The organism is Shewanella sp. SM87 (assembly GCF_025653705.1).
Lineage (GTDB): Bacteria > Pseudomonadota > Gammaproteobacteria > Enterobacterales > Shewanellaceae > Shewanella > Shewanella oncorhynchi.
The window spans coordinates 299442-324024 of the sequence record NZ_JAKKSC010000001.1 but is presented as its reverse complement, the minus strand read 5'-3'; the positions used below and the strand labels follow the sequence as shown (position 1 = coordinate 324024).

25 protein-coding genes and 4 tRNA genes are annotated in these 24583 nt (G+C 43.8%); 20 read left to right on the top strand and 9 right to left on the bottom strand.

From position 1 onward, the window contains the following. Nucleotides 1-229 precede the first annotated feature (229 nt). A protein-coding gene (locus L5M11_RS01560; RefSeq protein ID WP_263191140.1) for an IS3 family transposase occupies nucleotides 230-1413 on the bottom strand; the annotation gives its coding sequence in 2 pieces (ribosomal slippage) (nucleotides 230-1155 and nucleotides 1155-1413; 1185 coding nt in all). Nucleotides 1414-1818: 405 nt separating this feature from the next. On the opposite strand from L5M11_RS01560, the gene L5M11_RS01555 reads away from it, so the two are divergent. The 12 genes from L5M11_RS01555 to L5M11_RS01500 all read left to right on the top strand — a co-directional run bounded on the left by L5M11_RS01555 (nucleotide 1819) and on the right by L5M11_RS01500 (nucleotide 12367). Continuing rightward, on the top strand, nucleotides 1819-2772 hold the full coding sequence (locus L5M11_RS01555; RefSeq protein ID WP_263185733.1) for a YbgA family protein: 954 nt from the start codon (nucleotides 1819-1821) through the stop codon (nucleotides 2770-2772). 60 nt (nucleotides 2773-2832) lie between these two features. After that, a complete protein-coding gene (locus L5M11_RS01550) occupies nucleotides 2833-3864 on the top strand; it encodes a MerR family transcriptional regulator (protein WP_263185734.1) in 1032 nt (343 codons plus the stop codon). After that, complete coding sequence (gene phrB, locus L5M11_RS01545) at nucleotides 3851-5353, top strand: deoxyribodipyrimidine photo-lyase (protein WP_263191139.1); 1503 nt, start codon at nucleotides 3851-3853, stop codon at nucleotides 5351-5353. Before L5M11_RS01550 ends, phrB begins: the two co-directional genes overlap by 14 nt. A gap of 23 nt (nucleotides 5354-5376) precedes the next feature. Next, nucleotides 5377-5823 (top strand): nuclear transport factor 2 family protein, encoded by a 447-nt coding sequence (locus L5M11_RS01540; RefSeq protein WP_219251282.1) that lies wholly within the window; start codon nucleotides 5377-5379, stop codon nucleotides 5821-5823. Continuing rightward, nucleotides 5823-6623, top strand: coding sequence for an SDR family NAD(P)-dependent oxidoreductase (locus tag L5M11_RS01535; RefSeq protein WP_263177042.1), 801 nt, complete (start codon nucleotides 5823-5825; stop codon nucleotides 6621-6623). The genes L5M11_RS01540 and L5M11_RS01535 overlap by 1 nt, the downstream gene beginning before the upstream one ends. Beyond that, nucleotides 6620-7870 carry an NAD(P)/FAD-dependent oxidoreductase gene (locus tag L5M11_RS01530; protein ID WP_113939406.1) on the top strand — a complete coding sequence of 417 codons (1251 nt, stop codon included), beginning with the start codon at nucleotides 6620-6622 and terminating at the stop codon, nucleotides 7868-7870. Before L5M11_RS01535 ends, L5M11_RS01530 begins: the two co-directional genes overlap by 4 nt. Continuing rightward, a complete protein-coding gene (locus L5M11_RS01525) occupies nucleotides 7867-8691 on the top strand; it encodes a DUF1365 domain-containing protein (protein ID WP_173497573.1) in 825 nt (274 codons plus the stop codon). The genes L5M11_RS01530 and L5M11_RS01525 overlap by 4 nt, the downstream gene beginning before the upstream one ends. Before the next feature lies 1 nt (nucleotide 8692). Further along, nucleotides 8693-9967, top strand: coding sequence for an SAM-dependent methyltransferase (locus L5M11_RS01520; protein WP_263177043.1), 1275 nt, complete (start codon nucleotides 8693-8695; stop codon nucleotides 9965-9967). 91 nt (nucleotides 9968-10058) lie between these two features. Continuing rightward, a complete protein-coding gene (locus L5M11_RS01515; RefSeq protein ID WP_173243616.1) occupies nucleotides 10059-10640 on the top strand; it encodes a DUF2878 domain-containing protein in 582 nt (193 codons plus the stop codon). A 94-nt stretch (nucleotides 10641-10734) separates the two neighbouring features. Next, nucleotides 10735-11349 carry a chalcone isomerase family protein gene (locus L5M11_RS01510; RefSeq protein WP_263177044.1) on the top strand — a complete coding sequence of 205 codons (615 nt, stop codon included), beginning with the start codon at nucleotides 10735-10737 and terminating at the stop codon, nucleotides 11347-11349. Next, nucleotides 11337-11882 carry a DUF3833 domain-containing protein gene (locus L5M11_RS01505; protein WP_263191138.1) on the top strand — a complete coding sequence of 182 codons (546 nt, stop codon included), beginning with the start codon at nucleotides 11337-11339 and terminating at the stop codon, nucleotides 11880-11882. Before L5M11_RS01510 ends, L5M11_RS01505 begins: the two co-directional genes overlap by 13 nt. Before the next feature lie 257 nt (nucleotides 11883-12139). Next, the gene (locus tag L5M11_RS01500) at nucleotides 12140-12367 is read left to right on the top strand and encodes a hypothetical protein (protein WP_131523646.1); all 228 of its coding nucleotides are present in this window, start codon (nucleotides 12140-12142) and stop codon (nucleotides 12365-12367) included. 83 nt (nucleotides 12368-12450) lie between these two features. Here L5M11_RS01500 and L5M11_RS01495 read toward each other — a convergent pair whose 3' ends face one another. After that, nucleotides 12451-12795 (bottom strand): DUF3634 family protein, encoded by a 345-nt coding sequence (locus tag L5M11_RS01495; RefSeq protein WP_105251862.1) that lies wholly within the window; start codon nucleotides 12793-12795, stop codon nucleotides 12451-12453. 153 nt (nucleotides 12796-12948) lie between these two features. On the opposite strand from L5M11_RS01495, the gene L5M11_RS01490 reads away from it, so the two are divergent. Next, entirely contained in the window at nucleotides 12949-13134 is a 186-nt protein-coding gene (locus L5M11_RS01490; RefSeq protein WP_105251863.1) for a hypothetical protein, read from the top strand. 424 nt (nucleotides 13135-13558) lie between these two features. On the opposite strand, the gene L5M11_RS01485 is transcribed toward L5M11_RS01490, so the two are convergent. From L5M11_RS01485 to L5M11_RS01470, 4 genes are all read right to left on the bottom strand, one after another. Then, a tRNA-Thr gene (locus tag L5M11_RS01485) sits at nucleotides 13559-13634 on the bottom strand. Between the two features lie 44 nt (nucleotides 13635-13678). After that, nucleotides 13679-13754: transfer RNA gene (locus L5M11_RS01480), tRNA-Phe, on the bottom strand. 529 nt (nucleotides 13755-14283) lie between these two features. After that, nucleotides 14284-14359: transfer RNA gene (locus tag L5M11_RS01475), tRNA-Thr, on the bottom strand. Nucleotides 14360-14393: 34 nt separating this feature from the next. Then, nucleotides 14394-14469, bottom strand: a tRNA-Phe gene (locus L5M11_RS01470). 389 nt (nucleotides 14470-14858) lie between these two features. Between L5M11_RS01470 and L5M11_RS01465 the strand changes: the two genes are divergently transcribed. Together L5M11_RS01465 and L5M11_RS01460 are read left to right on the top strand one after the other, a co-directional pair. Next, complete coding sequence (locus L5M11_RS01465) at nucleotides 14859-15410, top strand: cytochrome b (protein WP_263191137.1); 552 nt, start codon at nucleotides 14859-14861, stop codon at nucleotides 15408-15410. A gap of 4 nt (nucleotides 15411-15414) precedes the next feature. Beyond that, a complete protein-coding gene (locus L5M11_RS01460; protein ID WP_028761297.1) occupies nucleotides 15415-15990 on the top strand; it encodes a YceI family protein in 576 nt (191 codons plus the stop codon). An 87-nt stretch (nucleotides 15991-16077) separates the two neighbouring features. Here L5M11_RS01460 and L5M11_RS01455 read toward each other — a convergent pair whose 3' ends face one another. Together L5M11_RS01455 and mutY are read right to left on the bottom strand one after the other, a co-directional pair. Next, nucleotides 16078-16356 carry an oxidative damage protection protein gene (locus L5M11_RS01455; protein WP_011788659.1) on the bottom strand — a complete coding sequence of 93 codons (279 nt, stop codon included), beginning with the start codon at nucleotides 16354-16356 and terminating at the stop codon, nucleotides 16078-16080. Between the two features lie 2 nt (nucleotides 16357-16358). Then, the gene (gene mutY, locus L5M11_RS01450; RefSeq protein ID WP_263191135.1) at nucleotides 16359-17465 is read right to left on the bottom strand and encodes an A/G-specific adenine glycosylase; all 1107 of its coding nucleotides are present in this window, start codon (nucleotides 17463-17465) and stop codon (nucleotides 16359-16361) included. Nucleotides 17466-17665: 200 nt separating this feature from the next. On the opposite strand from mutY, the gene trmB reads away from it, so the two are divergent. The 5 genes from trmB to L5M11_RS01425 all read left to right on the top strand — a co-directional run bounded on the left by trmB (nucleotide 17666) and on the right by L5M11_RS01425 (nucleotide 22060). Then, on the top strand, nucleotides 17666-18382 hold the full coding sequence (gene trmB / locus L5M11_RS01445; RefSeq protein ID WP_105251866.1) for a tRNA (guanosine(46)-N7)-methyltransferase TrmB: 717 nt from the start codon (nucleotides 17666-17668) through the stop codon (nucleotides 18380-18382). Between the two features lie 48 nt (nucleotides 18383-18430). Beyond that, nucleotides 18431-18757, top strand: coding sequence for a YggL family protein (locus L5M11_RS01440; RefSeq protein WP_028761293.1), 327 nt, complete (start codon nucleotides 18431-18433; stop codon nucleotides 18755-18757). Beyond that, a complete protein-coding gene (gene glsB / locus L5M11_RS01435) occupies nucleotides 18757-19671 on the top strand; it encodes a glutaminase B (RefSeq protein WP_028761292.1) in 915 nt (304 codons plus the stop codon). The genes L5M11_RS01440 and glsB overlap by 1 nt, the downstream gene beginning before the upstream one ends. Nucleotides 19672-19855: 184 nt before the next feature. After that, a complete protein-coding gene (locus tag L5M11_RS01430; protein WP_219233935.1) occupies nucleotides 19856-20677 on the top strand; it encodes a YggN family protein in 822 nt (273 codons plus the stop codon). 441 nt (nucleotides 20678-21118) lie between these two features. Continuing rightward, nucleotides 21119-22060, top strand: a complete 942-nt coding sequence (locus L5M11_RS01425; RefSeq protein WP_006082526.1) for a LysR family transcriptional regulator — start codon at nucleotides 21119-21121, stop codon at nucleotides 22058-22060. Nucleotides 22061-22715: 655 nt separating this feature from the next. Here the strand turns inward: L5M11_RS01425 and L5M11_RS01420 are convergent. Next, nucleotides 22716-24566: a DUF885 domain-containing protein gene (locus L5M11_RS01420; RefSeq protein ID WP_263191134.1), complete on the bottom strand. Its 1851-nt coding sequence runs from the start codon at nucleotides 24564-24566 to the stop codon at nucleotides 22716-22718. Nucleotides 24567-24583: the final 17 nt, after the last annotated feature.

Below are 24583 nucleotides of genomic sequence, written 5' to 3'. Positions count from 1 at the left end.
GCGTAAGACGTTAAGCATCACGTAAAAGTTTACATGCACTGATGAATAAACGGTCAACCGTACCTATTAGAGCCTGACTTGACCAAGGCATTAAATGCCGATGTAGTGATAAGGTAATGGGTTTCGGATTTACATCATGGCGCGGGTAAAAAGCCTATTTAGACGCCGAATATATGGTAGTGAACCAATCATTCAAAAGTGTTGTAAAAGCTGAGGCGTCCATATATGGTCAACTAAATTTGGCCACRGYTTTAGAATCTTCCCAAAATCTTCGCTCTGATTCATTTGGGCTYAATCCTGCATTRTAATGATGTGGCCTGACTTCACAGTAATAACCAATGATGTAATCAGTCACATCTTGTTTAGCTTCGCTAAAACTCTTGTAGCCTTGGGTCGGGATCCATTCCGTTTTTAAACTCCTGAAAAATCGCTCCATTGGCGCATTATCCCAGCAGTTACCGCGACGGCTCATGCTCTGGGTGATTTGATATTTCCACAGCCGTTGACGGTATTTCAGGCTGGTATAATGGCAGCCTTGATCGGAGTGGAATATCAGGTTTTTAGGCTTCCCTCGTGATTCAAATGCCATTTCTAACGCTTTTACCGTTAACTCAGTATCCGGTGAAAATGACATCGCCCAACCAATGGCCTTTCTCGAAAATAAATCCAGCACAACCGCTAAATAGCACCAACGATTACCCGCCCAAATATACGTCACATCGCCGCACCAAACGGTGTTAGGTTCGACAACTGCAAATTGCCGTTTAAGTGCATTAGGGATTGTCACATGCTCATTTTCAGCCTTTTTATAGCGGTGTCTAGGTTGTTGGCAACTCACTAATCCGAGCTTTTTCATTAACCGAGTCGCCCGATAACGACTTAACGTAAAGCCACGTTCAGAGGCGATTGTTGCGATACTTCTCGCCCCTGCAGATTGCTTGCTTTCAGCATGTATTGCTTTGATTTCACATTCTAAACGCCGCTGCTCAGGTGTCACCACAAGCTCACAGCTTGCCCAATAACGGTAGCTACTCCGGTTCACGTTGAATACGTGGCATAACACTGAAATAGGATATTTATTGCTCTGATTGAGTTTCTCGATTATCGAGAATTGTTCAGCGAGTCCGACATCAATAGAGCGGTAGCCTTTTTTAGGATTTCTTTCTCGAGATTAATTCGTTCAATTTCGCGTTTTAGCGCCCTGATTTCAATCTGCTCAGGTGTCATGGGGGAGGCTTTAGGTGCAAGCCCTTGGCGCTCAATCTGAAGCTGTGTTACCCACTTACTGACCGTCGATTTCCCCACGTTCATGGCTTTTGCCGCCGCTTCTTGTGTGTAACCTTGATCAACGACTAATTGAGCGGTTTCGAGCTTAATGGCTGCGCTATATCGAGCACGTTTACTTTTATTCATGTTGTCACCTAAATGGGTTATGAGAGGATCATAACATTTCTTATTAGGTGGCCAAATTCACTATGCCACTACAATTGGCATAACTTTTCGCAAAGGTATTGGTATAACTATTAGGGTTAATTGTGCTCATATCCGACTCCTTATATATATGAATCTGTCCCTTGGTCACCTGCGGTTTAAAATGTTGAGCGGTTAACTAATGTGTGTTGCTGGACGTTTCAATATTATTTGATGACAACTTTGCAATTTGAATTAGCAAGTTATAGGCCAAGTTAGGTTTATTTGTGGTTGATTTATCAGGAGTCACTGTTAAACGATACTTTTAAAAAAATATTTATACAAAAACTTGATCCTTGTACAACTATGGTCCGTAATTAGAAGCATAGTGATACAAGGAGTCGACTTATGTACAAGTTTAACCCGCAGCGAATTCAGATTGGGATCAGCGCTTGTCTATTAGGGGAGAAGGTTCGTTTTGATGGTGGACATAAAAATTCGACCTATTGTAATCAAGAGATTAAGCAATTTTTCGATTATGTGCCCATCTGTCCTGAAATGGCGATTGGCTTAGGTGCACCCCGGAAAAGTATCCGACTAGTCCGTGATGGGGAAACCATCTTAGTTCAGAGTGGTGACGGTAGCTTAGATGTGACCGATAAGCTCAATGAATACAGCGAAAACAAGGTTGAAGAGCTCGATTTCCTCGGCGGATACTTGCTTTGCGCTAAGTCGCCAACCTGCGGCATGGAGCGGGTAACAGAGTATAAAATTGGCACTAACAATGGTTCTAAGTCTGGCATTGGTGTATTTGCTCGCAAGTTGATGGAACGATATCCACTATTGCCCGTGGAAGAAGAAGGGCGCTTGCATGACATGGTGCTACGGGAGAACTTTTTCACCCGCGTTTATGCCTATCACGATTGGCACCTGATGAAACATGAAGGGCTGACTAAGCATAAGTTAGTGAAGTTTCATTCCCGCTATAAATACCTATTGATGGCACACAGCCCGACATGGTATCGCGAGCTTGGGCCGATAGTGGCCAATATTGAGGATCTTGAGCAAAGCGCGACCCGCTACTTTGCAGGTTTTATGACGGCGCTGAAAATTAATGCGACCCGTAAAAATCATACCAGTACGCTGCAGCATATTCAGGGTTACTTTAAAAAGCATTTGAGCAAAGAGCAAAAGACAGAACTGTCTGAAGCGATTATGAAATATCGCCAAGGTCTATTGCCGTTATTAGTACCTATCACGCTCATTAACCATTATTTACGCGAATTTCCAACACCTTATATTGAAGAGCAAGTGTACTTAAACCCTCATCCTGAGGCGTTAAAGCTGCGCTATGCCTATTAACGTTTACCAAATCGCATTCAGTTGATTTTAGCTTTTGATTTAGTGAGTTATTACTGAAATATGAAACAAACTATAGAGAACACGGCCGACACAGAACCCAATGGTGAGATATTACTCCCCATTGGTGAAGTGTCGGCCTTAACAGGCGTGAATGCCGTGACCTTAAGGGCATGGCAGCGCCGTTTTGGCTTAGTGATCCCTGCACGTACACCCAAGGGACACAGATTATATACGAGCGAAAATATCCAAGAAATCCATGAGATTAATGCATGGCTAGCTAAAGGTGTTGCGATCAGTAAGGTTAAACCTTTGCTGATGAGTGCTGCTAAATCTTCGTTTACAGAAATAGTTCAAACCCAAGCCATTGATATATGGAGCGAGCAAGTCACTGCGCTCAATACGGCATTATTCGACTTCAATCAGCACAAATTACAGCAGATATTAGATGATGCATTTGGCTTATATCCTTTCCAATTGGTGAAAGAAAAGTTGCTACAACCTTGGCTTAATCAACTCGAGGACTTAGTGAATGAGCGGCTCGATGCCGAGTTAATTATTGCTTGGTTAAAGAGCGAGTTACTTAACCGAGTGGGTGGACGTCATGCCTTTAGTGGGCAGGCCGTGACGGCGAGAATCGCTGTGGTGAGTCTATCCCGTGGGGTACATACCTCGCTTAATTCCACCCGCACTAACATTTTGTTTTCTCTACTTCTATCGCTCGAGTTGGCGTCGCTGCGTGTATCGGTTATTGATCTTGGCGAGCAAGCCATGGGCAGTTTACCTTTGCTGCGAGGCAGGCTTAACGTCGATGCACTTTTGCTTATTCCCGACTCAAATCATTCGGGTTCTGAACAGGCTGAAATGCTGACTGTATTGGAACAAATGGCTTTCCCATGCTGGTTTATGGGGCCTTTTGCGCCAACGTTAAGCTTTTTATCTGCTTTTTTGGCGTCTTCGACGACGGACTTGATTGGAAAAATGCCATCTCGTTTAGCGGGGAAGGTGAATAGAAGTCGTAAGCGCAGTGGAAAGATGAATACCGTGAATCAAAGCGAGCAGATAAATAGCGAGAAAAACAATGACATTAGCTAACGATTCAATGCAAATAGATTCAATTCCAATAAAAGTGCAGGGCAATAATGCACTGATGTGGTTTCGCCAAGATTTACGCCTTGCCGATAATCAGGCATTAACCGCCGCTTGCGATTGGGCGCGGGAGAATGGCGTGGCACTTAAGGCGATTTACATTGCTACGCCAACCCAGTGGCAGCGCCATGACGTTGCGCCTATTCAGTTGGAGTTTATCGAACGTCATATCAATTTACTTGCCCAAGGGCTGGCGAGTCTTGGTATTGGATTCGAGTTAATTCAGCTAGATACCTTTGCTGATGTACCTGAGTTTATCGGTCACTATTGCCAGCAACAGGGGATTGGTCGAGTGTTTGCTGGTCGCGAGCCTGAGATTAACGAGCAACAGCGCGACCAAGCCTGTATTCAATCGGGGATTCCTCTGGTGTTAACCGATGAGCATTGTTTGCTTAAGCCGGGCACTGTGATGAATTTGTCCGGCGACATGTACAAGGTTTTCACTCCTTTTAGCCGTAAGTGGCGAGAAATTGCCGCCCGCCATGCCATTTTGCCGCTTCCTGTTCCGGCGCCACTTGGGCCTGTGTTGGCCGAGCCAAAGCCGCTTTTGTTTAACAATGTCACTAAAGTGTCGAGTGAACTTTGGGCTGCGGGAGAAGGGCAGGCGAAGCGTTTGCTCTGCGCATTTATTCAGCAGAAAGTGCAGGATTATAAGCAAGATAGGGATTTCCCCGCCATTGATGGTACTAGCTCAATTTCACCCTATCTGGCCATTGGTGTGGTTAGCCTAAGACAATGCGTTGCCGCGCTGTTGCATCACTTCCCTGAGGTGATTGTCGACGACACTAGCCCTGCTCGTACTTGGTTAAATGAGCTTACTTGGCGTGAGTTTTACCGTCATTTGCTGGTGGCATTTCCCGATTTATCTAAGAATCACAATTTCAATCGTCAAGCCGACCATGTGCAGTGGCGCAATAACCCGCAGGAGTTTGCTGCTTGGTGTGAAGGTCGTACTGGCTATCCGATTGTGGATGCGGCTATGCGCCAACTCAATCAAACGGGTTGGATGCACAATCGGCTGCGTATGGTGGTGGCGAGTTTCCTGACTAAACATCTGCTGATTGACTGGCGCTGGGGTGAGCGCTATTTCCGCCAAAAACTGATTGATGGTGACTTAGCCGCGAATAATGGCGGCTGGCAGTGGTCTGCGGGTTGTGGCTGCGATGCTCAGCCTTATTTCCGTATTTTTAATCCTATAAGCCAGAGTGAAAAGTTTGATCCAGATGGCAGCTTTATCCGTAAGTATTTACCAGAGCTCGCATCTTGGGGAATTAAGCAATTACATCAACCCAGTACAGCGCAGACACCGTCCTTGTTTGAACAGCCGTTATTCAACACTAAAACGGCTTATCCAAGTGCGATTGTCGAGCACAGTGCAGCAAGAGCAAGGGCATTAACCGTATTAGGCGTATTGAAAAAGGCCACGGCCCAATAAATAGGATCAGGAGCAATAACAAGATGATAAACCAAGCGACGACTGAGACTAATACGCTTGTTGATGATTTTATTCAGCTTTATCAAGCTTTGAATAAAGATAACTTGCATCTGTTAGGTCGGGTTTACGACGACAGTATTAGTTTTACCGATCCTATGCATCAAATCACAGGGCTAGCGTCGTTAACTCAGTACTTCGCGAAGTTATATAAGAATGTTAAGCATATTCAGTTTGAGATCAAAGAAGTGCAGCAGGATGCGAACCAAGCCGCGCTGTTTTGGCAGATGGAATATAGCCACCCTAAGTTGAATAAAGGCGGACTTATCCGTGTTGATGGCATGAGCCAACTTAAATTCAACGACAAGATTTATTTTCACAGGGATTACTTCGACTTAGGGCAAATGTTGTATGAGCATTTGCCTTGTATGGGCGGCCTTATCCGCTTACTCAAAGACAGGGCGGCAAAGTAATGGACGCTGTTAAGCCGATGAAAATAAATACAGTGCTGATTACAGGTGCAAGCTCAGGCATTGGATTGCAACTGGCGCAAGACTATTTAGCTTTAGGTTGGCACGTCATTGCCTGTGGCCGCTCGCTGCAAAGGTTAGAGGCGTTAGCCTTGAATGAACTAGTCGGTGCTACGTTGTTAATTTTTGATATATCCCAGCGCGACCAAGTTCAACAAGCTGGCCAAAATGTAGCTGAGCTATTGGCGAAAACAGATTCTCAGCTCGATTTGGTCATTTTGAATGCGGGCAGTTGTGAATATATTGATGATGCTAAGGCTTTCGATGATGTGTTGTTCGAGCGCGTTATCCATACCAATCTAATTGCAATGGGATATTGCCTCGGGGCATTTTTACCTTTAATGCCTAGGGGGTCACGTATTGGCTTAATGAGTTCCAGCGCTATTTATTTACCTTTCCCTCGCGCTGAAGCTTACGGCGCCTCTAAAGCCGGCGTGCAGTATTTAGCCTCGAGTCTTGTGCTCGATCTTGCCAAGAACGACATAGGCGTGAGCTTGATTTGCCCTGGTTTTGTGGCGACACCACTGACCGCAAAAAATGATTTTTCTATGCCAATGCAAGTGAGTGTACAAACCGCTTCTAAGGCGATACGTAATGGGCTGAAAGGTGGCAAGCGCGAGATCCATTTTCCGCGACGCTTTACTTATCTATTGAAGTTGATGTCGTTTTTACCTGCCTTTGTGTGGCAAAAAATGATTGCAAACGATACTCAAGCCAAGCCGCTAAAGGACAAGAGTTTATGAAAAATATCGCCATCGTCGGCACCGGCATTTCTGGATTAACCTGTGGCCATCTATTAAGTGAGTCGCACAGGGTTACAGTGTTTGAGGCCAATGACTATATCGGCGGCCACACGGCGACAGTCGATGTGGAGCATCAAGGGCAAACCTACGCTATAGACACAGGTTTCATCGTGTTTAATGACAGAACGTATCCACGATTTGAACGTTTATTGGCTCGCCTTAATGTCACCATATTACCGACTGAGATGAGTTTTAGCGTGCACAATGCTCTGACTGGGCTTGAATACAACGGCCACAATTTAGGCAGTTTGTTTGCCCAAAAGCGTAACCTCCTGAATCCACGCTTTTGGGCCTTTTTAAAAGAAATTTTGCGCTTCAATAAAGGCTGTAAAGCACTCTATCAACAGGATATTTATCCCGAAGGTAACTTAGGTGATTATTTAGACAGTGAACACTTCTCACCATTTTTCGCTGAGCATTACATTTTGCCCATGGGCGCGGCGATTTGGTCTTCGAGCATAGAAGATATGCGCGCGTTTTCGTTGAAGTTTTTTATTCGTTTTTTCCAGCACCATGGCTTACTAAATGTCAGTGATAGACCCCAGTGGTATGTGCTAAAGGGTGGCTCGCGTAGTTATATTCCTGATCTTATTGCGCCCTTTAAAGACAATATCCGCCTTAACTCACCCGTGACAGGTATTGAGCGCCATGGCAATGGGGTGAAGTTACAAGTCCACGGTGAATGGTTGGAATTTGATGAGGTGATTTTAGCCTGTCATAGCGACCAAGCACTGCGGATGTTAAACGATCCCACGCCAACAGAACGCGCCATTTTAGGCGATCTCAGCTACCAGAATAACGATGTGGTGCTGCACATGGATACGCGTATTTTACCGAAGCGAAAAGCCGCTTGGGCGAGTTGGAACTATCGATTAGATGGTAACCTAAAACGTCCAGCGTCAGTGACTTACAACATGAACATACTGCAACAGTTGCCAGCCAATGCGCCGACCTTTTGTGTCACCTTGAATCAGTCAGAGTTGATTGATGAGTCGAAAGTGATACGCCGCTTCAATTATGCCCACCCAGTGTTTAACGAAGCCAGTCTTAAGGCTCAGGGCCGCCGTGAGGAAATATCCGGGCAAAATCATACCCATTTTGCTGGCGCCTATTGGCACAATGGTTTCCATGAAGATGGCGTTCGCAGTGCACTTGATGTGTGTGCCCATTTTGGTGTCAGCCTATGACAGGTTTAAATGTGACAGGTCTAAATATGACAGAGCTCAATAGCGGTATTTATTACGGCACTGTATCCCACAGCCGTTTTACGCCGATTAAACATAGCTTTAGTTATGCCATGGCGCTGTTGGCGATTGATTTAGATGAAGTCGATAAGATCAGTGCCATGGGGCGAGTTTTTGCCAGCCAGCGCCACGCTTTACTGAGATTCAATCCTAAAGACTATTTAACTTCTTTTACGACTACATCCAATGACAGCGGTGAAGTGGCTGTTGTCGATCCGAGCGCAGCTGCACTCAAGAGTCGCGTATTGACTCAAGTGGCAGCGTTAGGCGCAGATAAACTGTGCGATCGAGTTTTGTTTGTGGGTCAGATCCGTCATTTTGGCGTGTATTTTAGCCCAGTAAATTTCTACTTTTGTTATCAAGATCAAACGCCTTTATACATGTTGGCCGAGGTGAGTAACACGCCTTGGGATCAGCGCCATTGCTATTTAGTCGATTTAGCCGCGCCCAAACCTTCTGACAAAGTGTTTCACGTGTCTCCCTTTATGACTCTCGATATGCGTTATCTCTGGCATGTGTCTGCGCCGAGTGAAGACTTAAACATTGGTATTGAAAACAAGTCGATGCAAGAGAATGGCAAAAAACTGTTTAATGCCAATTTAGTGATGAAACGCCAACCGATCACGGCGGCCAATTTACGGACGCTTTTGTTTCGCTTCCCTTTTATGACTCTTAAGATCTTCTTCGGGATTTATTGGCAAGCGCTAAAACTCTTTTTTAAACGTGTGCCCTTTGTGCCGCATCCAGCTCAGATGGAGAAATAACATGGAAAATACGGCTTCGCAAACCTCAGTCACCACAGGGAAACTGCCCGACAGTATTGCGCGTAAAGTCTTGCTTAAGGCGCTGGAAAGTCTCCCACATGGCTGCTTGACCTTGGTTGAGGGCGACAAGAGTTATCGTTTTGGTGAGAGTCATACCGATTTACACGCCACGCTTGTGGTTAAACACCCGAGTTTTTATCGTCAAATCATGCTTTCAGGCTCCATTGGCGCGGGTGAAGGTTATATTCAAGGCCATTGGACGAGCCCAGATCTCACCAAAGTCGTACAACTGTTTGCCCGTAATTTAGCCTTACTCGATAAGATTGAAGCCAAATTCTCTTGGTTAACTGGCACGATAAACCGTGTGAAGCATGTGCTGAATCGCAATTCTCAAGAGGGCTCAAAGCGGAATATTCTCGCCCACTATGATTTGGGTAATGCTATGTATGAGCAATTCCTCGACCGTGAAATGTTGTATTCGAGCGCGCTTTATCCCCATGAGGAAGCCAGTTTGCAGGAAGCGCAGTTGTTTAAGCTGATGACTATTTGTGAGCGGCTTGATTTACAGCCAGGTCAAACCTTGCTTGAGATTGGTACAGGCTGGGGCGCGCTGGCTATTTATGCGGCTAAGCATTATGGCGTACACGTGACAACAACAACGATTTCAGATGCGCAATATGCCTATACCAAAGCCCGTGTCGAACGCGAAGGGCTAAGCGATAAAGTGATGCTGTTGACAGAGGACTATCGAAATCTCACTGGAGAATACGACAGGGTTGTTTCTATCGAGATGATTGAAGCTGTGGGGCATGAGTATTTACCAGGCTTCTTTAAAAAGCTGGAAACATTGTTAAAACCCAATGGGCGCATGCTGCTACAGGCGATAACGATTGCGGATCAACGTTACGACAGTTATCGCAAAAGTGTGGATTTTATTCAGCGTTATATTTTCCCCGGTGGCTGCTTACCCTCAGTGAGCCAAATGGTCGGTCACATTGCCAAACAGACGGACATGGTGGTCTGGTCGCTCAATGATATGGGGCTCGATTACGCTAAAACCTTAAAACATTGGCATGAGAATTTTGATCATGCGATAGGCGAAATCCAAGCTTTAGGTTATGGCGATGATTTTATTCGGATGTGGAAATTTTACCTAAGTTATTGTGAAGGTGGATTTTTAGAACGTACCACAAGCACAGTGCATTTAGTGGCTGTGCGTCCGGACTATCGCATTGCTAGCCATCATCTCCCAAGCCATAGCCCTAATGCGATGTAATCTGTTTTGATTAAGCAGTCACTTTAGTGGAAATAACCATTTTCGTTGGAATGAGCCGCTTTGTTTGCAGCAAGATGAAAGTGAGGCAAAGATGAAGTCCATGTTAGCTAACTCTCGGGTTCCTTTTAAACATCAGGGCTTTATTCTCTATAACGCCTTGAGTTTTCAGGCTGTGTGGTGGTCTAGCGTACTTTGGCTTAACACCTCACTGTTGTTAACTATCCCTTTGTTATTATTTCACTTTATCCTGCTAGCTTCCTTAAGTAAGCCCGAGTATCGCAAAGTGGATTTGCTATTGATGCTAAAGGTTGCAGCCTTAGGAATAGGCGTCGATACCGTACTCTCTGTTTTAGGGGTGTTTGAGTTTGCTCTTTTCCCTTGGTGGCTTGGTTGCCTGTGGCTGCATTTTGCTTTGACTCTGAATCATAGTTTGGCCTTTATGCGACCTTTACCGCTGATATTTCAGGCGTTACTCGGGGGCATATTTGGTGGGTTAAGCTATTTGGCTGGCGCACAATTTAATGCCGTGAGTTTGCCCTATGGCAATGTTATTTCTGCTGTGGTGTTATTTTTGGTTTGGCTAGTCTTGCTGCCATTTTTAATCCAACTTGCTAATCCCTATGGATTTAATCGAAGCACTAAAGCGCGTTCTTTTACTGTGTTTGGGCGTTAATTATTGAGTTGTAGGAATTGATCGCGGTTAAGTCATTATGCCGTTTTTAGTTAAGTACCTGTTGTAAGACATCATGCAGTAAAAGGGGGATCACATGTCGTCAGTTCGTAATCGTTGCCCAAATCTTGGTTTTTCATTTTTGAATTCAAGCTGCTTAAGTCTATTGGCCCTCGGTTTATTAGCCGCACCTTTAAAAGCGTTAGAGGCGAAAACGCCTGATTTTGAAAACATTACTATCGAACTGAATGATGCCACCGATGTGACGCAGACTTTTCAGGAAGTGGGCCGCGGAGAAATGGATTGGCTGTGGTTTAGTTTGTATAAGGCCAGACTGATGACGGTAAATGGCCGTTATCAACAGGGGCAATATCCTCTGCTGTTAGATATTGAATATTATCGAGATATTGAGTCAGAGGATTTGCTCGAAGCGACAAAAGATCAATGGCAGCATCTAGCGTTTGCCGAAAATGATATCCAACGTTGGTTGGGTTTATTAAATGCGACTTGGCCCGATGTGAAGCAGGGCGACCATTTAAGTTTTAAGGTGATAGATGGACAAACGAGTCAGTTTTTCTTTAATCATCAACCACTCGACATTATCCATGATGCTAATTTTGCTGAGGCATTTTTAGCGATTTGGTTATCGAAAGCCACTAGTCGTCCTAGTTTGCGGGCGCAATTACTCGGAGAAAAACCATGCGATTGTTGAAACGGCTTGTCGGCCAAAAGTTATTTTTAGGTTTAATAATGATAGGGCTGTTGTCGAGTTGTTCATCGGTGGAAGTGACTGATTATAAAGACACTCATCCGACATTGGTTTTGGAGTCATTTTTTAATGGACCATTAAAAGCCTCTGGGGTCGTACAAGATTTTAGTGGCAAAGTAATCCGCAAATTCAATGTCATTATGGAAGCCAGTTGGCAGGGAAGTGAGGGGGTCATTAATGAATGGTTTGTGTATGATGATGGCGAAACTCAAACGCGTGTATGGCGCATTAAGGCACTAGGGGAAGGGCGATACTCAGGAACTGCAGGTGACATTATCGGGACTGCCGATGGCCAATCTAGCGGCAGTGCGCTACGTTGGAAATACGATATGTTATTGCCTGTGGATGGTGAGGAATATCAAGTTCATTTCGACGATTGGATGTTCTTAGTGAATGATAATACCATTATAAATCAGAGCGATATTATTAAGTTTGGCATCACAGTTGCTAAAGTCACTTTAGTTATTCAAAAATAGTCTCAGCAATTTTTAGTTAAGTTGGCTTACCCCAGTTTGTCTTGGATTCACTCTGTTGATTAAGACTTAAATTGGCTTAAACAGTATAACTTGGCTAATAACCCCCTTTTTTCTGCATTAAAGTGTTGAAGTCAAACCAAAGTTGCAGCTAGGCATTTTTGCTAGTGGCATAAGTGATATATGGGGGTAAGGTTATTGCAACCCATTGTTTAAATTTAATTAATCTGAACTTAAGTCTAAATGGATAGGGGTAGTCGATGAATAAACACGTTGTTTTATGGGGAGTATTTTTTAGTCTGTCGTTAACTGCTTGTTCATCTTTTGACTTTAAGTTTGAGGATCATTCTGAGAAACAAGTCGATCCTCATCAACCCGCAAGCGATCCTATGGTGCAAGATAATGAACGTCGTATTCGAGATGCGAGAAAAGACGGTCAGTTAGAATCCGATTTTCTAAAACCTAGGTATCCAGTTAAGTTTAAATAAGAAAATGCCTTAGGAATTCACTTCAACCTCAATACTTAACTATCAATAGCAAGTATTAAGGTTGCTAGGGGAGAGGCGAAGAACTAACCCGCTTGACGACTGTTATCTATCGATTTTTTGTCATAATATTCAAACGGAAACAGATTACGAATCCTTTGCTTTACATTGTCACTCACGTTGGCAGAAATGTGTAAGCGTACATCTCCTGATTTTTCAGCCCTAACAGTACAAGTCAGTTTTTCGGTTTTAGCGATTTGGCGGCATTCCCGTTCGAATCGTTCGGGGATCTTGCCCTTATGCTGAGTCATACGGCCATCTTTAAAATGCATTTCAAAAATAGTCAGACCTTTCTTGCCACCAAATATCAGTTTGTAAACGAGAAATATACCAATAGCGACAAAAATGAGTTTGAAAATATCGGCTGTCATAACGCCTCCTATCTTATGTTTATAGAACCAAGATACTCCCGAGTTAGTTGTTTTAACAGTGCGCTAACGCTCAATTTTGAATTGGCAATAAAATGATTCCAGCCTAGACTTAACTGGCTAAGGAAAAGTAACCCCTCAGTTAAGGAAAACGCCATGTACTTATCAAATGCAGATCGTTGGTCATTATTGTGTAAGAAGCAAATCGATGTTATCGAAAAACTTGCGACACATTTCCCCGAGAGAAAAGCACATCTAAGTGAACTCACTCAAGGGTGGCGCCATGTTCAACATCAAGTTCAAGCAGGTGATAGGCCTATGCCACTCGAGCTCATCAAATAAGCACGATTGAGTCATTTGGAACTAGATAGTTTGTATAAGAACGCAAAGCCACTCAATAATGAGTGGCTTTTTTATGTGGCGAATATAAAACTATCATTTATAGGGGTAAAGGATGAAGTGATTGTCTGTTGCGTGAAGTCAATAAATTATCTTATACGCTCAATTTGAGCGCTTATTGTGCCAGTATTGAGGGCGCTATCGTTATTACTGAGGGAAGTTCGTTGTGTTTTGCTTTGAAACACTTCAAATTTCAGATACAAAAAAGCCACTCATTGAGTGGGTTCATTGTTTATATGGTGCCGGCACCAAGAGTCGAACTCGGGACCTGCTGAAATTATCGAGAGTAAGTCAGTTGCGCTTTGTACTGAACACTTCAAATTTTAGATACAAAAAAGCCACTCATTGAGTGGCTTTTTTGTTTATATGGTGCCGGCACCAAGAGTCGAACTCGGGACCTACTGATTACAAGTCAGTTGCTCTACCAACTGAGCTATGCCGGCGTAAAGCACAGTAATAAACCCAATCGAATTCATTACCTTAAAAGTGGTGCCCGAACCCGGAATCGAACCAGGGACACGAGGATTTTCAATCCTCTGCTCTACCGACTGAGCTATTCGGGCAACTAAACTAAGCGTTAGTTAACTACTTTGAACTAAGTCGTGAAGACCTTGTTCGTTCGAAGTGCGCGTATAATATAGTGCTCGCTTTAGCTGTGCAAGCCCTTTTTAAGTGACTGATTAACTATTAAACAAAATGCGCTTATTTATTTGATTCTTTCGTTTTACCCTTATTTTACCGCTGAAAGTTTCAGCACTTTAACGCCAGTAGGTGTTCCTTTTGGCTGTTTATCCTAACTTCCTCATTTATTTATCTTCTATTTTGGAGAGAAAAATTAAGGTTTAAGCTCATTTGTTGCAAGCAAGGAGCTGTGGAGCGCAGTGGGTATTGTTGAGCTTTGATTGATGGAAGCGGAGCAACTAAGAGTAAGCGAGTGGCTTCATTGTTTTATATAGTGCCGGCGGCACCAAGAGTCGAACTCGGGACCTACTGATATTATCAAGAGTAAGTCAGTTGCGATTGACCACAGACTTTATTATTCAAATTTCAGATACAAAAAAGCCACTCATTGAGTGGCTTCATTGTTTTATATGGTGCCGGCACCAAGAGTCGAACTCGGGACCTACTGATTACAAGTCAGTTGCTCTACCAACTGAGCTATGCCGGCTTAAATCTTTACTGCAATTTTTACTACAGAATAATGGTGCCCGAACCCGGAATCGAACCAGGGACACGAGGATTTTCAATCCTCTGCTCTACCGACTGAGCTATTCGGGCAACTAAACTAAGCGTTAGTTAACTACTTTGAACTCGATGGCTAAGCCGTATCGTTCGAAGTGCGGCTATATTAGCTAGGGTGTTTGACCTCTGCAAGTGCTTTTTCCTGATAAATCACTCGTTCGGCTGTTTAATGCACATCTTGGGTGTTTTTTATCTCTTATTCTGTGAATTCAGTTCAATTTCATTCGTTGGCTGTATTTTTCAAGTCAGAGGGATACTGATGTTTACTATAGCTTTGTGCTCACAGATCATGATTTTTGGCTTACTTTCTAAAATTTAGAAAGATATAAGCGATTTTTACTGATTTTAGTTTTTAAATTTAGATTTATGATAATGAATATTATTTCATGGATAGCATGAAGAAAACGCGAGTACGGAGTCGCAGTATGTTTCGAAATAGTCAGTTTGCTTATGGAATTACCGCCATTGTGACCCATTGGTTGAGTGCGTTCGTCGTGATTGGGTTATTTGCAGTCGGTGTGTGGATGGTGGAGTTAACCTACTACAGTACTTGGTACAAGACTGCGCCGCATCTACATAAAAGTATTGGGATTCTGTTATTGGCTGCGACAATATTTCGTTTGGTATGGCGCTTAGTTAATCCCAAGCCAGTACCTGAGGCGAGTCATAAACCGTGGGGAAAGACGGCCGCACATTTGGCGCATTTTATTATTTATATCTTGCTCTTTGTCATCATGACTGCTGGCATTTTAATCTCAACCGCAGATGGCCGTGGTATCTGGGTGTTTGATTGGTTTGAACTACCAGGATTGGGACTTTTGTTTGAAAACCAAGCTGATATCGCGGGTGATATTCACCAATATGCGGCTTACAGCTTGATCGCGCTGGTCGTTATTCACGCCGCGGGCGCATTAAAACATCACTTTATCGATAAAGACACTACCCTACTTAGAATGATTAAATTTAAACGAGGATAATACAATGAAAAAGCAACTGTTAAGCGCACTGATTGGTGTATCTCTATTGGCTCCTGTGGCGGCTTCAGCTGCTGACTATGTGATTGATCATGAAGGCGCTCACGCTTCTATTACATTTAAAGTGAATCACTTAGGTTATAGCTATGTGGTGGGGCGTTTTAATGATTTTAGCGGCGATTTTAGCTACGATGCGGCTAAACCAACTGCGATGAAAGTGAATGTCACAGTGAATACATTAAGTGTCGATTCAAACCATGCTGAGCGTGACAAACATATTCGCGGTGAAGATTTCCTTAATACTGGCAAATTCGCTAAAGCGACCTTTGCATCTACTTCGGTGGAAGATAAAGGAAATGGCGATTTAGTGATTAACGGCAACTTAACTTTAAATGGTGTGACTAAACCATTAGCGATTAAGGCCCATGCTGTGGGTGAAGGTCAGGATCCTTGGGGTGGCTACCGTGCCGGTTTTACGGGCACAACTACCTTTGCGATGAAAGATTTCGGTATCAAGATGGATTTAGGTCCAGCATCTAGCCATGTTGAGTTAGATCTAGTGGTTGAAGGCGTGCGTAAGTAACTCTTTATTCTGCCATTTAGATACAAAAAAGCGCCGAAAGGCGCTTTTTTTGTAAGCTTTATACTGAGAGCCGACTAACGACCAGAATTAATCTTGGTCTTTTTCTGGTACAAAACCTTCAATTTCAACATCTTTACCTTCAAATAGGAAAGAGGTCATTTGTTCTTCAAGAAATTTACGATCATCAACATTCATCATGTTGAGTTTTTTCTCGTTGATCAGCATGGTTTGCTTTTTTTGCCATAGGCCCCAAGCTTCTTTGCTGATGTTATCAAAAATGCGCTTACCTAAATCACCTGGATACAGTTGAAAGTCTAGGCCGTCGGCTTCTTTATTTAAATATACGCAATTGACTGTACGCGCCATGATTATTCCTTACTGACTGCGGATTGAACGAGTGATCCCAAATTGGCTAGCACGCGCTCGGTGGCGGCGGCGAGTCCCACTTTGGAAGGATGACTTATGTTATACCAGAGAGACTGGTTTTGTTCCATGACAGCACCCACGCTCTGTTTATTGCCGAGGGTTTTATCGCCGTGAGTTTTATCTAAGTTAAGCATCATGGGCTGAATATCTAAATGAAAGTGGCTAAATGTGTGCCTAAAGCCAGTTAACCATTCGAGTTGCTGCGCATCAAACCCTTGCTCTTCAAGATGAGTTTCAAGGGCAGCTTGGGTAGCGAATTCAGGGAAACACCAGAGCCCGCCCCAAATTCCCGCTGGCGGACGTTTAGCTAGAAAGACTTGGTTGTCTTGCATCATCACTAACATCCACGCCGCTTTGGTTGGTATGGTTTTTTTAGGCTTTTTGCCAGGGAAATCGGTTTGTCTGCCAATCAGTTGAGCTTTGCAATCAATCGCTACAGGGCAAGCGGCGCAGTTAGGTTTGCTACGAGTACAAATACTGGCGCCGATATCCATCATGGCTTGATTATATTTCTGAATATCTTGCTGCGGTGTGAAGGCATTCGTCAGTTGCCAAAGTTGCTCTTCAACCGTCTTTTGCCCTGGCCAACCTGCTATTGCCCCATGTCTTGCTAATACACGTTTTACGTTGCCATCGAGAATGGGGTGATGTTGCCCAAGTGACAATGACAATACTGCGCCTGCCGTCGAGCGGCCGATGCCGGGTAGGGCGAGCACTTGTTCAAAATGTGTTGGAAATAATCCCTGATAATCATCGCGGATTATTTTGGCTGCTTTATGCAGATTACGCGCCCTAGCGTAATAGCCAAGACCGGTCCAATGATGTAATACCTCATCGTCTGGCGCGTTAGCAAGTGCTAACACATCGGGAAAACGCGCCATAAATTTAAGATAATAGGGAATAACAGTCGCAACCTGAGTTTGTTGCAGCATAATTTCAGAAACCCATACGCGATATGGGGTTTTATCTTGCTGCCAAGGGAGGGTTTTACGACCGTGATTGTCGTACCAAGAGACGATACGTGTAGCGAAGGAGGCTGTAGATTTCATCGGCGCAGTGTAGCGGCAGTTATCTTCTTAGACAAGCGTCAAAGATAAGTTGGCAAGGGATCTAAAGCTAAAAATCGCTGCTAAATTCGCACTCTTAAATAATCTTGGTATACTTTCGCCCCATTAGTGCTTGCACTGTATGTTGAACTTTGGATAATGCCCTTCTTTTATGATGGTGTTGTCCACTAGACGAGGCAAAAATGAGCGAAGTCACTACCGCTGAATTTAATGAAGAAGGCAAGTATCTGCGCAAGATCAGAAGCTTTGTCCTGAGAGAAGGTCGCCTAACCAAAGGCCAAGCACACGCTATTGAAAGCCAGTGGCCAACAATGGGTTTAGATTACAGCCCAGTGCCATTGGTACTGAGCGACGTTTTTGGTCGTGAAGCCGATACTGTGCTGGAAATTGGCTTTGGCATGGGCGCCTCTTTAGTACAAATGGCTAAAGATGCACCAGAGCAAAATTTCATTGGTATTGAAGTACATAAACCGGGTGTAGGCTCTTGCCTCAGTGATGCCGCCATTGCTGGTGTGACTAATTTACGTGTGTATCATCACGATGCCATGGAAGTATTAGAACATGCGATTGCTGACGGTTCATTAGCCCGAGTGCAATTGTTCTTCCCAGATCCTTGGCATAAAAAACGTCACCATAAACGCCGCATCGTACAAGCTGAATTTGCCGAACTTATTCGTCGCAAGCTAAAAATTGGCGGTGTGTTCCATATGGCCACTGACTGGGAAGAGTACAGCGAGCATATGTTAGAGGTGATGCAAGCCGCTCCGGGTTATCAAAACCAGTCGGCCGACGGCAGTGTTGTGCCGCGTCCTGATCATCGTCCATTGACAAAGTTTGAAGCCCGCGGCCATAGACTGGGTCACGGTGTATGGGATCTGATGTTTGAGCGTATCGCTTAATCACGAACTCAATTTTAGCTAATTTTAAACACAAAAGGGAAAATCACTATGGCAACTAATCGTAGCCGTCGTTTACGTAAGAAAATGCGCGTTGATGAATTCCAAGAGTTAGGTTTCGATATGGCTTGGACTTTTGATGCATCAGTATCTGAAGCCGATATCGATGCAACTGTAGATAAATTCATCGATGAAGTGATCGAAACCCGTAAATTAGGTTTCCATGGCGGCGGCCACATCGAATGGGAAGGCATTATCGCCACTCAAACGATTGGGAAATGTACCGAAGAAGATATTGCTGCAGTTAAGGCATTCTGGGCGACCCAAAAAGTGTCTCAGGTTGAAGTTAGCGAACTGTACGACATTTGGTGGGGTTAATGCCCGAGTTGGCATTACTTGAGGAAGTGGTCGAGAAAGTTCGACCCTTGCTCGGCCAAGGAAAGGTTGCAAATTATATCCCCGCACTGGCCAGCGTTGATGCTGGAAAATTAGGCATTGCCGTCACGACTGTTGACGGTGAAACTTTAGGTGCGGGCGATTACCTTGAGCCGTTTTCGATTCAAAGTATCTCCAAAGTTTTCAGCTTAACCTTAGCGTTAACTTTGTATGAAGAAGCCGAAATCTGGAGCCGTGTTGGCAAAGAACCTTCGGGCCATTCATTCAACTCTTTAGTACAAGTCGAGTTAGAACGTGGCAAGCCGCGTAATCCCTTTATCAATGCTGGCGCGTTAGTGATTGCTGACTTATTGCAGAGTCGTTTAGGTGCTCCTAAACACAGAATGCTTGAGTTAGTCAGGCAACTAAGCCAAAACGATAAAGTGTGTTTCGATAAACAAGTAGCAGATTCAGAATATCAGCATAGTGCGCGCAATGCGGCTATCGCTTATTTGATGAAGTCGTTTGGTAATTTTCAAGGCGATGTTGATACTGTGCTGCGCACCTATTTTCATTATTGCGCCTTGAAGATGAATTGTGCTGACTTGTCTAAGGCCATGTTGTATTTGGCTAATCGCGGTAAAAGTATCACAGGGTCTGAGCTTATCTCTCAAGTGCAAACTCGACAACTTAACGCTCTGTTGGCAACCTCTGGCTTATACGATGGTGCGGGTGAGTTTGCTTATCGTGTTGGTATGCCAGGTAAAAGTGGCGTCGGTGGTGGTATTATTGCCGTGATCCCTGGAGAACTGTCGATTTGTGTATGGTCGCCAGAACTCGATAATAATGGCAACTCACTTGCGGGCACTGCGATGCTTGAGCATCTCAGTCAGCGTCTCGGTCGTTCTATTTTCTAGTCTTATCTCTCGTTTTTTATTAGCACTATCAGACTAAATGTTAGCGAATTTCGCTAATGACCTTTTAGTGCTAACTTTAAAAAATCCAACATAATCATATTGTTATAAAGTTGGCACATCTCCTGCTATAAGCTATTCAGTAGTTTAGGTTTATCGAATTATTCAGATTAAAGGACGAACAAAAATGAAATTAAATAAGTTATTAACTGGATTTGCATTATCTGGCGTGATTTTAGGAACATCTAGCGTACAGCTGGCGCAAGCACAAACAGAGCCAAAAATAGATGAACGCTGTGAAGTCGCCTTAAATTATGACGTTATGGTTGAGCCTAAAAAATTAGTCATGAGCGAGAAGGGCACAGAAAAGTATCGTATCGAAGTTGACAAGTTATTTGTGGAAGGTAAGCAAGTTAACTTAACCGACAAGCAGAAAAAATTGGTTACTCAATATGCCGATGAAGTTTCGACTCAAGTGCCAGAAGTGATTGAACTGGTGAATGAGGCAGTATCTCTTGCTTCCAAAGCGGTTGGTATGGCCTTAACACCTTTAATGGGTGATGCCGCTGGTGCAAAATTTGATGAAATGATGGCTGGCGTTCAAAAACGGGTTGATTCAGTGGCTTATAAGAATGGTGATAGCTTCTATTTAGGGGCGACTGAAGACTCGATGCAAAGTACATTTAACGATGAATTCGAGCAGGAAATGGAACAAATTGTCCAGAATTCAATTGGCGCAATTATGATGAACTTAGGTGGCCAAATCATGTCTGGTGGCGGTGAGAATTTTGAAGCCAAGATGGATACCTTCTCCAAAAAAATGGACAATTTAGGCCAAGATATTGAGCAACAAGTTGAGAGCCAATCTAAGGGATTAGAAGCTAAGGCTGACCGTTTGTGCGACCGATTTGAAAATTTGTTAGTGCTTGAAAATCAATTGCGCCAAGAAGTGCCAGAACTAGCACCTTATGTGTTGACACAAAACTCAACCAAGGAACTGCGTGAATAGTTCTTGTAAATAGTTCTTGCGAATCGCCCTTAGTTTTAACTGCAATAACTTCTATCTCCTTGTGCATGAGTCAAACTTGAATGCTACGCCCCTAGTCAATTTATCGACTAGGGGCTTTTTTATTGGCTACGGTTTAATCGTGGCGACAACCCTTATGGCTAAGTTGATGTGGCTTAATAGGCTAGGCTTGCAGCGATTTAGTTCGGAATGTTACAGTCTAGAGACGAATATTTGGTATACTCTTAAAATATAATTAAAAGCTGGCATATCAGTCAGATATAACCCCCTACTTTAGTGGACTTTTTCGGTCTAAATCTCTGCGTTATATCATTTTGATGCGAGATATCAATGCTATGGTTATTTTTTAAGCGATGATTACGCTAACCATAGTTGTTCACCGAAAGTTAATATCATTGTCGTAAACAGCTTAAGGCGACTTCCATGTTAGAACTGTTAGAACCTATTGCGATTTTTACTCATGTGGCCAGAGCAGGTAGTTTTAGTGCCGCCGCAAGAAGGCTTGGGATCTCTAAGTCTAAGGTCAGTACACAAGTCGCCGATCTTGAACATAGACTTGGTGTTCAATTAATTCAACGTACCACCCGCAGCTTAAGTCTGACTGAAGCAGGGCATTTGCTGTATCTGCAAGGTGAAGAACTGCTGCGTGACGCTGAACAAGCGATAGCCAGCGTGCATAACTTAAATGATGCGACCCGCGGCGTGCTCAAGGTGGGTATTTCCCAATCCTTTGGGGTGATGCATATCATTCCTGCGTTGCCATCTTTTATGGCAAAACACCCTGAGCTTGAGCTACAAGTGAGCTTACTGGACCATAAAGTGGATGTCGTGAGCGAAGGCTTAGACTTACTGTTAACTATGTCTGAGCAATTACCGCTTGGCATGGTTGCTAGACCTCTGATGAAGTGCCAATTCCTGTTAGTTGCTTCGCCTGGCTATATTGCTCAACATGGCGAGCCAACTCGACCTGAGCAGCTAGTTGACCACAACTGTTTGGTCTATCAAGGTGAGTGGCACGAGCACAGCATGTGGCAATTTAAGAAGGGTGATGACTACTGTGAAATTGGCGTATCGGGTAATTTCAGGGTGGATAATGCGCCTGCATTAAAATCTGCTGCAATCAGTGGTCTTGGAGTTGTGTATCTTGCGAGTTATCTGATGGAAGATGAAATTGCTAAAGGGACATTAGTGCCTTTACTGAAGGATTGGCAATTGACCCACCATCTGCCATTGCAGGCGGTTTATCCCCGTCGTAAGCACTTAGCACCTAAGGTTAGTTCTTTTATCGAATTCATCAAAGATCACATAGGAACGCCACCGTATTGGGATGCTCCCTATGTCGAATTATTCAGTAAACGTCAGTAAAATAGGAAACATTGTTCTCAAAAGCAGTCTTATGTGGTTTTAAATTGGGCAGGTACTTTTCTGGTCATTTAAAATCAATGCTTTAGGTTGAGTTAATGAGTACATTTGTTGATGGTTTTTTAGGGGTTACTAAAGCACTTTTTTATAACATCCTTGAACTCTGTTCTTAATTGAATACAATGGTAACAGTTGATTCGGAATGATCTGAGTCCTATACGTTTATTGGAAATGACCCCTTTCAATTTTTGTATACAGGTCGGCGTTAATGCAGTTTTGGATCACAGCCAACAGAAGTTTGAGAACTAAAACAATGTTGGCTCTTTAAACCATCATCCTAGTTTTTGGTTTACCTCAGCCTTATCGCTGAGGTAATTTTTTATTGATGGTTTGTAGCCTTGAGCACAAGTTTTGTCTCCCTGTACCCTAAAGTCGCAACTGTGTGTTAAATGATGTGAAGGCGAGTGCTAAAGCATATATTAATGCAACAAATATAGTGACCCACAGTGAGAAGGGTTCTGTTATCTAACGGGATAATGGTACCAATAAAAAAGCCACTTTCGAGTGGCTTTTTTATTGGGCGCAGCTTAAGACTTTCACTTATGTCGCTTTAGTCGTGAAGCAAGTTAACAGTGCTTCACGGCTAAGCATTAAGGCATTAGGCCTGCTTCTTACTGGCTATCCAGAGATCGACTTGTTGCTCTAACACATCCAGTGGTAATGCGCCGTTAGCAAGTACTAGCGTATGGAAGTCGCGGATATCAAATTGACTGCCAAGCTGTTGCTCTGCTTTATGTCTTATCTCTAGTAGTTTAATCATACCTACTTTATAAGCTGTCGCTTGCGATGGCATAACGATATGGCGTTCAACCATTTTCACCGCATCTGATTTAGCATTTGGCGTATTGTCCACGTAATAGGTTATGCCTTGCTCGCGGGTCCATTTTTTTGTGTGGATGCCAGTATCAACGACTAAGCGACAGGCACGCCACAACTCCATTGCTAGGCGACCAAAGTCAGAGTAAGGATCGGCGTAGAGTCCCATTTCTTTTGGGAAAGATTCGCTATATAAACCCCAGCCTTCAATATACGCGGTATAGCCACCAAACTTACGGAACTTAGGAATATTTTGCAGTTCTTGGGAAATGGCGATCTGCATATGGTGACCTGGAATACCTTCGTGGTAGGCCAGCGCCTCCATTTGGTATTTTGGCATGGCTTTCATGTCATATAGGTTTGCATAGTAGCTACCTGGACGAGAACCATCCGGTGCTGGTTGTTCATAGAAGGCTTTACCAGCAGATTTTTCTCTAAAGGCTTCAACCTGCTTCACTACCATGGCGGCCTTAGGTTTTACTTTGAACACTTCATCCAAGCGCGACTTCATATTGTCGATGAACTTAGTCGCCTCAGCTAAATAGGCGGCTTTGCCTTCGGCGGTATTGGGGTAGTAGAACTGGGGATCATCACGCATAAAGCTAAAGAATTGCTGCAAATCGCCTTTAAAATTGACCTTCTTCATGATGGCACGCATGTCATTGTGAATACGTTCCACCTCAGAAAGTCCTAAGTCATGGATTTGATCGGCGCTCATGTTTGTCGTGGTCGTTCGTGCCAAGGCATTATTGTAATAGGCGGGGCCGTTAGGGAGTTTCCACGCACCATCGCGGTCATCAGCTTTGGCTGCTAAGGTTTTTATGTAACTGATGAGCTTGTTATAGGCGGGTTCAACTTGAGTAATGAGTGCTTGCTCAGCCTGTTTAAGCAGTGCTTGCTTCTCTGTCTCTTGAATCGCTAATGGGTTCACTTTACGGCGAAAATCTGCGAGTAGCGCGCTGTCGTCGCCCTTATCAAAAGGCGCACCTTTGATGATGTTTTGGCTGTCTGAAATCACATAAGCGAATACGAACTTAGGCGCGATAATGCCTTTATCTGCGCGAATGGCTAATACTGTCTGTAATTGACTTAAGCGTTTGGGAACGCCATTCAAGCGACTGATATAGGCCTTGGCATCGCTGACATCTGTGATTTGATGTTGGTTAATTAAGAAGGAGGCGATCATAGAGTGGCCACCATACATCTGATTCACAGGGTAATTATGATAGCGCCATTGGTCATCTTCGATGTCATTTTGCAGATTTTGCTTCAGTAACGTGAGGCTAAGATGAGTTTGTGGATCGAGTTTGGTCGCATCAATCTGATTGACCCGCTCCAGTTGTTTTTTTGTGCGATCTAGGGTTTTATCATCGGCGGCATCACCTAGTTCATCCCATTTATCATAGTCTTGCTTGATCCCCATATAGGTCTGCGAAATGGGACTCGCCATAATGTTTTCCATGAAGATGGTTTCGAACAGGGCATTGGCTTTTTCTGATTCGGTTTGCGCTACTGCATTCACAGGTTCGCTTGCACTGTGTAAGGCTGGCGCAGTTGATGCTGCATACGCGGGAATGGTCAGCAGAGCTGAAAGGGTCAGTGCGACTAAGCTGATTTTAGTTTTTATTGGCATGATCAGGCTTCCTAGAT

What these genes read in the sequence shown, in the direction of transcription:
- L5M11_RS01555 (WP_263185733.1), top strand. Translation starts at nt 1,819, where the DNA reads ATGTACAAGTTTAACCCGCAGCGAATTCAGATTGGGATCAGCGCTTGT.
- L5M11_RS01440 (WP_028761293.1), top strand. Translation starts at nt 18,431, where the DNA reads ATGGCAACTAATCGTAGCCGTCGTTTACGTAAGAAAATGCGCGTTGAT.
- glsB (WP_028761292.1), top strand. Translation starts at nt 18,757, where the DNA reads ATGCCCGAGTTGGCATTACTTGAGGAAGTGGTCGAGAAAGTTCGACCC.
- L5M11_RS01455 (WP_011788659.1), bottom strand. Translation starts at nt 16,356, where the DNA reads ATGGCGCGTACAGTCAATTGCGTATATTTAAATAAAGAAGCCGACGGC.
- L5M11_RS01550 (WP_263185734.1), top strand. Translation starts at nt 2,833, where the DNA reads ATGAAACAAACTATAGAGAACACGGCCGACACAGAACCCAATGGTGAG.
- L5M11_RS01500 (WP_131523646.1), top strand. Translation starts at nt 12,140, where the DNA reads ATGAATAAACACGTTGTTTTATGGGGAGTATTTTTTAGTCTGTCGTTA.
- phrB (WP_263191139.1), top strand. Translation starts at nt 3,851, where the DNA reads ATGACATTAGCTAACGATTCAATGCAAATAGATTCAATTCCAATAAAA.
- trmB (WP_105251866.1), top strand. Translation starts at nt 17,666, where the DNA reads ATGAGCGAAGTCACTACCGCTGAATTTAATGAAGAAGGCAAGTATCTG.
- L5M11_RS01465 (WP_263191137.1), top strand. Translation starts at nt 14,859, where the DNA reads ATGTTTCGAAATAGTCAGTTTGCTTATGGAATTACCGCCATTGTGACC.
- L5M11_RS01425 (WP_006082526.1), top strand. Translation starts at nt 21,119, where the DNA reads ATGTTAGAACTGTTAGAACCTATTGCGATTTTTACTCATGTGGCCAGA.
- L5M11_RS01420 (WP_263191134.1), bottom strand. Translation starts at nt 24,566, where the DNA reads ATGCCAATAAAAACTAAAATCAGCTTAGTCGCACTGACCCTTTCAGCT.
- L5M11_RS01535 (WP_263177042.1), top strand. Translation starts at nt 5,823, where the DNA reads ATGGACGCTGTTAAGCCGATGAAAATAAATACAGTGCTGATTACAGGT.
- L5M11_RS01505 (WP_263191138.1), top strand. Translation starts at nt 11,337, where the DNA reads ATGCGATTGTTGAAACGGCTTGTCGGCCAAAAGTTATTTTTAGGTTTA.
- L5M11_RS01515 (WP_173243616.1), top strand. Translation starts at nt 10,059, where the DNA reads ATGAAGTCCATGTTAGCTAACTCTCGGGTTCCTTTTAAACATCAGGGC.
- L5M11_RS01495 (WP_105251862.1), bottom strand. Translation starts at nt 12,795, where the DNA reads ATGACAGCCGATATTTTCAAACTCATTTTTGTCGCTATTGGTATATTT.
- L5M11_RS01520 (WP_263177043.1), top strand. Translation starts at nt 8,693, where the DNA reads ATGGAAAATACGGCTTCGCAAACCTCAGTCACCACAGGGAAACTGCCC.
- L5M11_RS01530 (WP_113939406.1), top strand. Translation starts at nt 6,620, where the DNA reads ATGAAAAATATCGCCATCGTCGGCACCGGCATTTCTGGATTAACCTGT.
- L5M11_RS01460 (WP_028761297.1), top strand. Translation starts at nt 15,415, where the DNA reads ATGAAAAAGCAACTGTTAAGCGCACTGATTGGTGTATCTCTATTGGCT.
- mutY (WP_263191135.1), bottom strand. Translation starts at nt 17,465, where the DNA reads ATGAAATCTACAGCCTCCTTCGCTACACGTATCGTCTCTTGGTACGAC.
- L5M11_RS01510 (WP_263177044.1), top strand. Translation starts at nt 10,735, where the DNA reads ATGTCGTCAGTTCGTAATCGTTGCCCAAATCTTGGTTTTTCATTTTTG.
- L5M11_RS01525 (WP_173497573.1), top strand. Translation starts at nt 7,867, where the DNA reads ATGACAGGTTTAAATGTGACAGGTCTAAATATGACAGAGCTCAATAGC.
- L5M11_RS01490 (WP_105251863.1), top strand. Translation starts at nt 12,949, where the DNA reads ATGTACTTATCAAATGCAGATCGTTGGTCATTATTGTGTAAGAAGCAA.
- L5M11_RS01540 (WP_219251282.1), top strand. Translation starts at nt 5,377, where the DNA reads ATGATAAACCAAGCGACGACTGAGACTAATACGCTTGTTGATGATTTT.
- L5M11_RS01430 (WP_219233935.1), top strand. Translation starts at nt 19,856, where the DNA reads ATGAAATTAAATAAGTTATTAACTGGATTTGCATTATCTGGCGTGATT.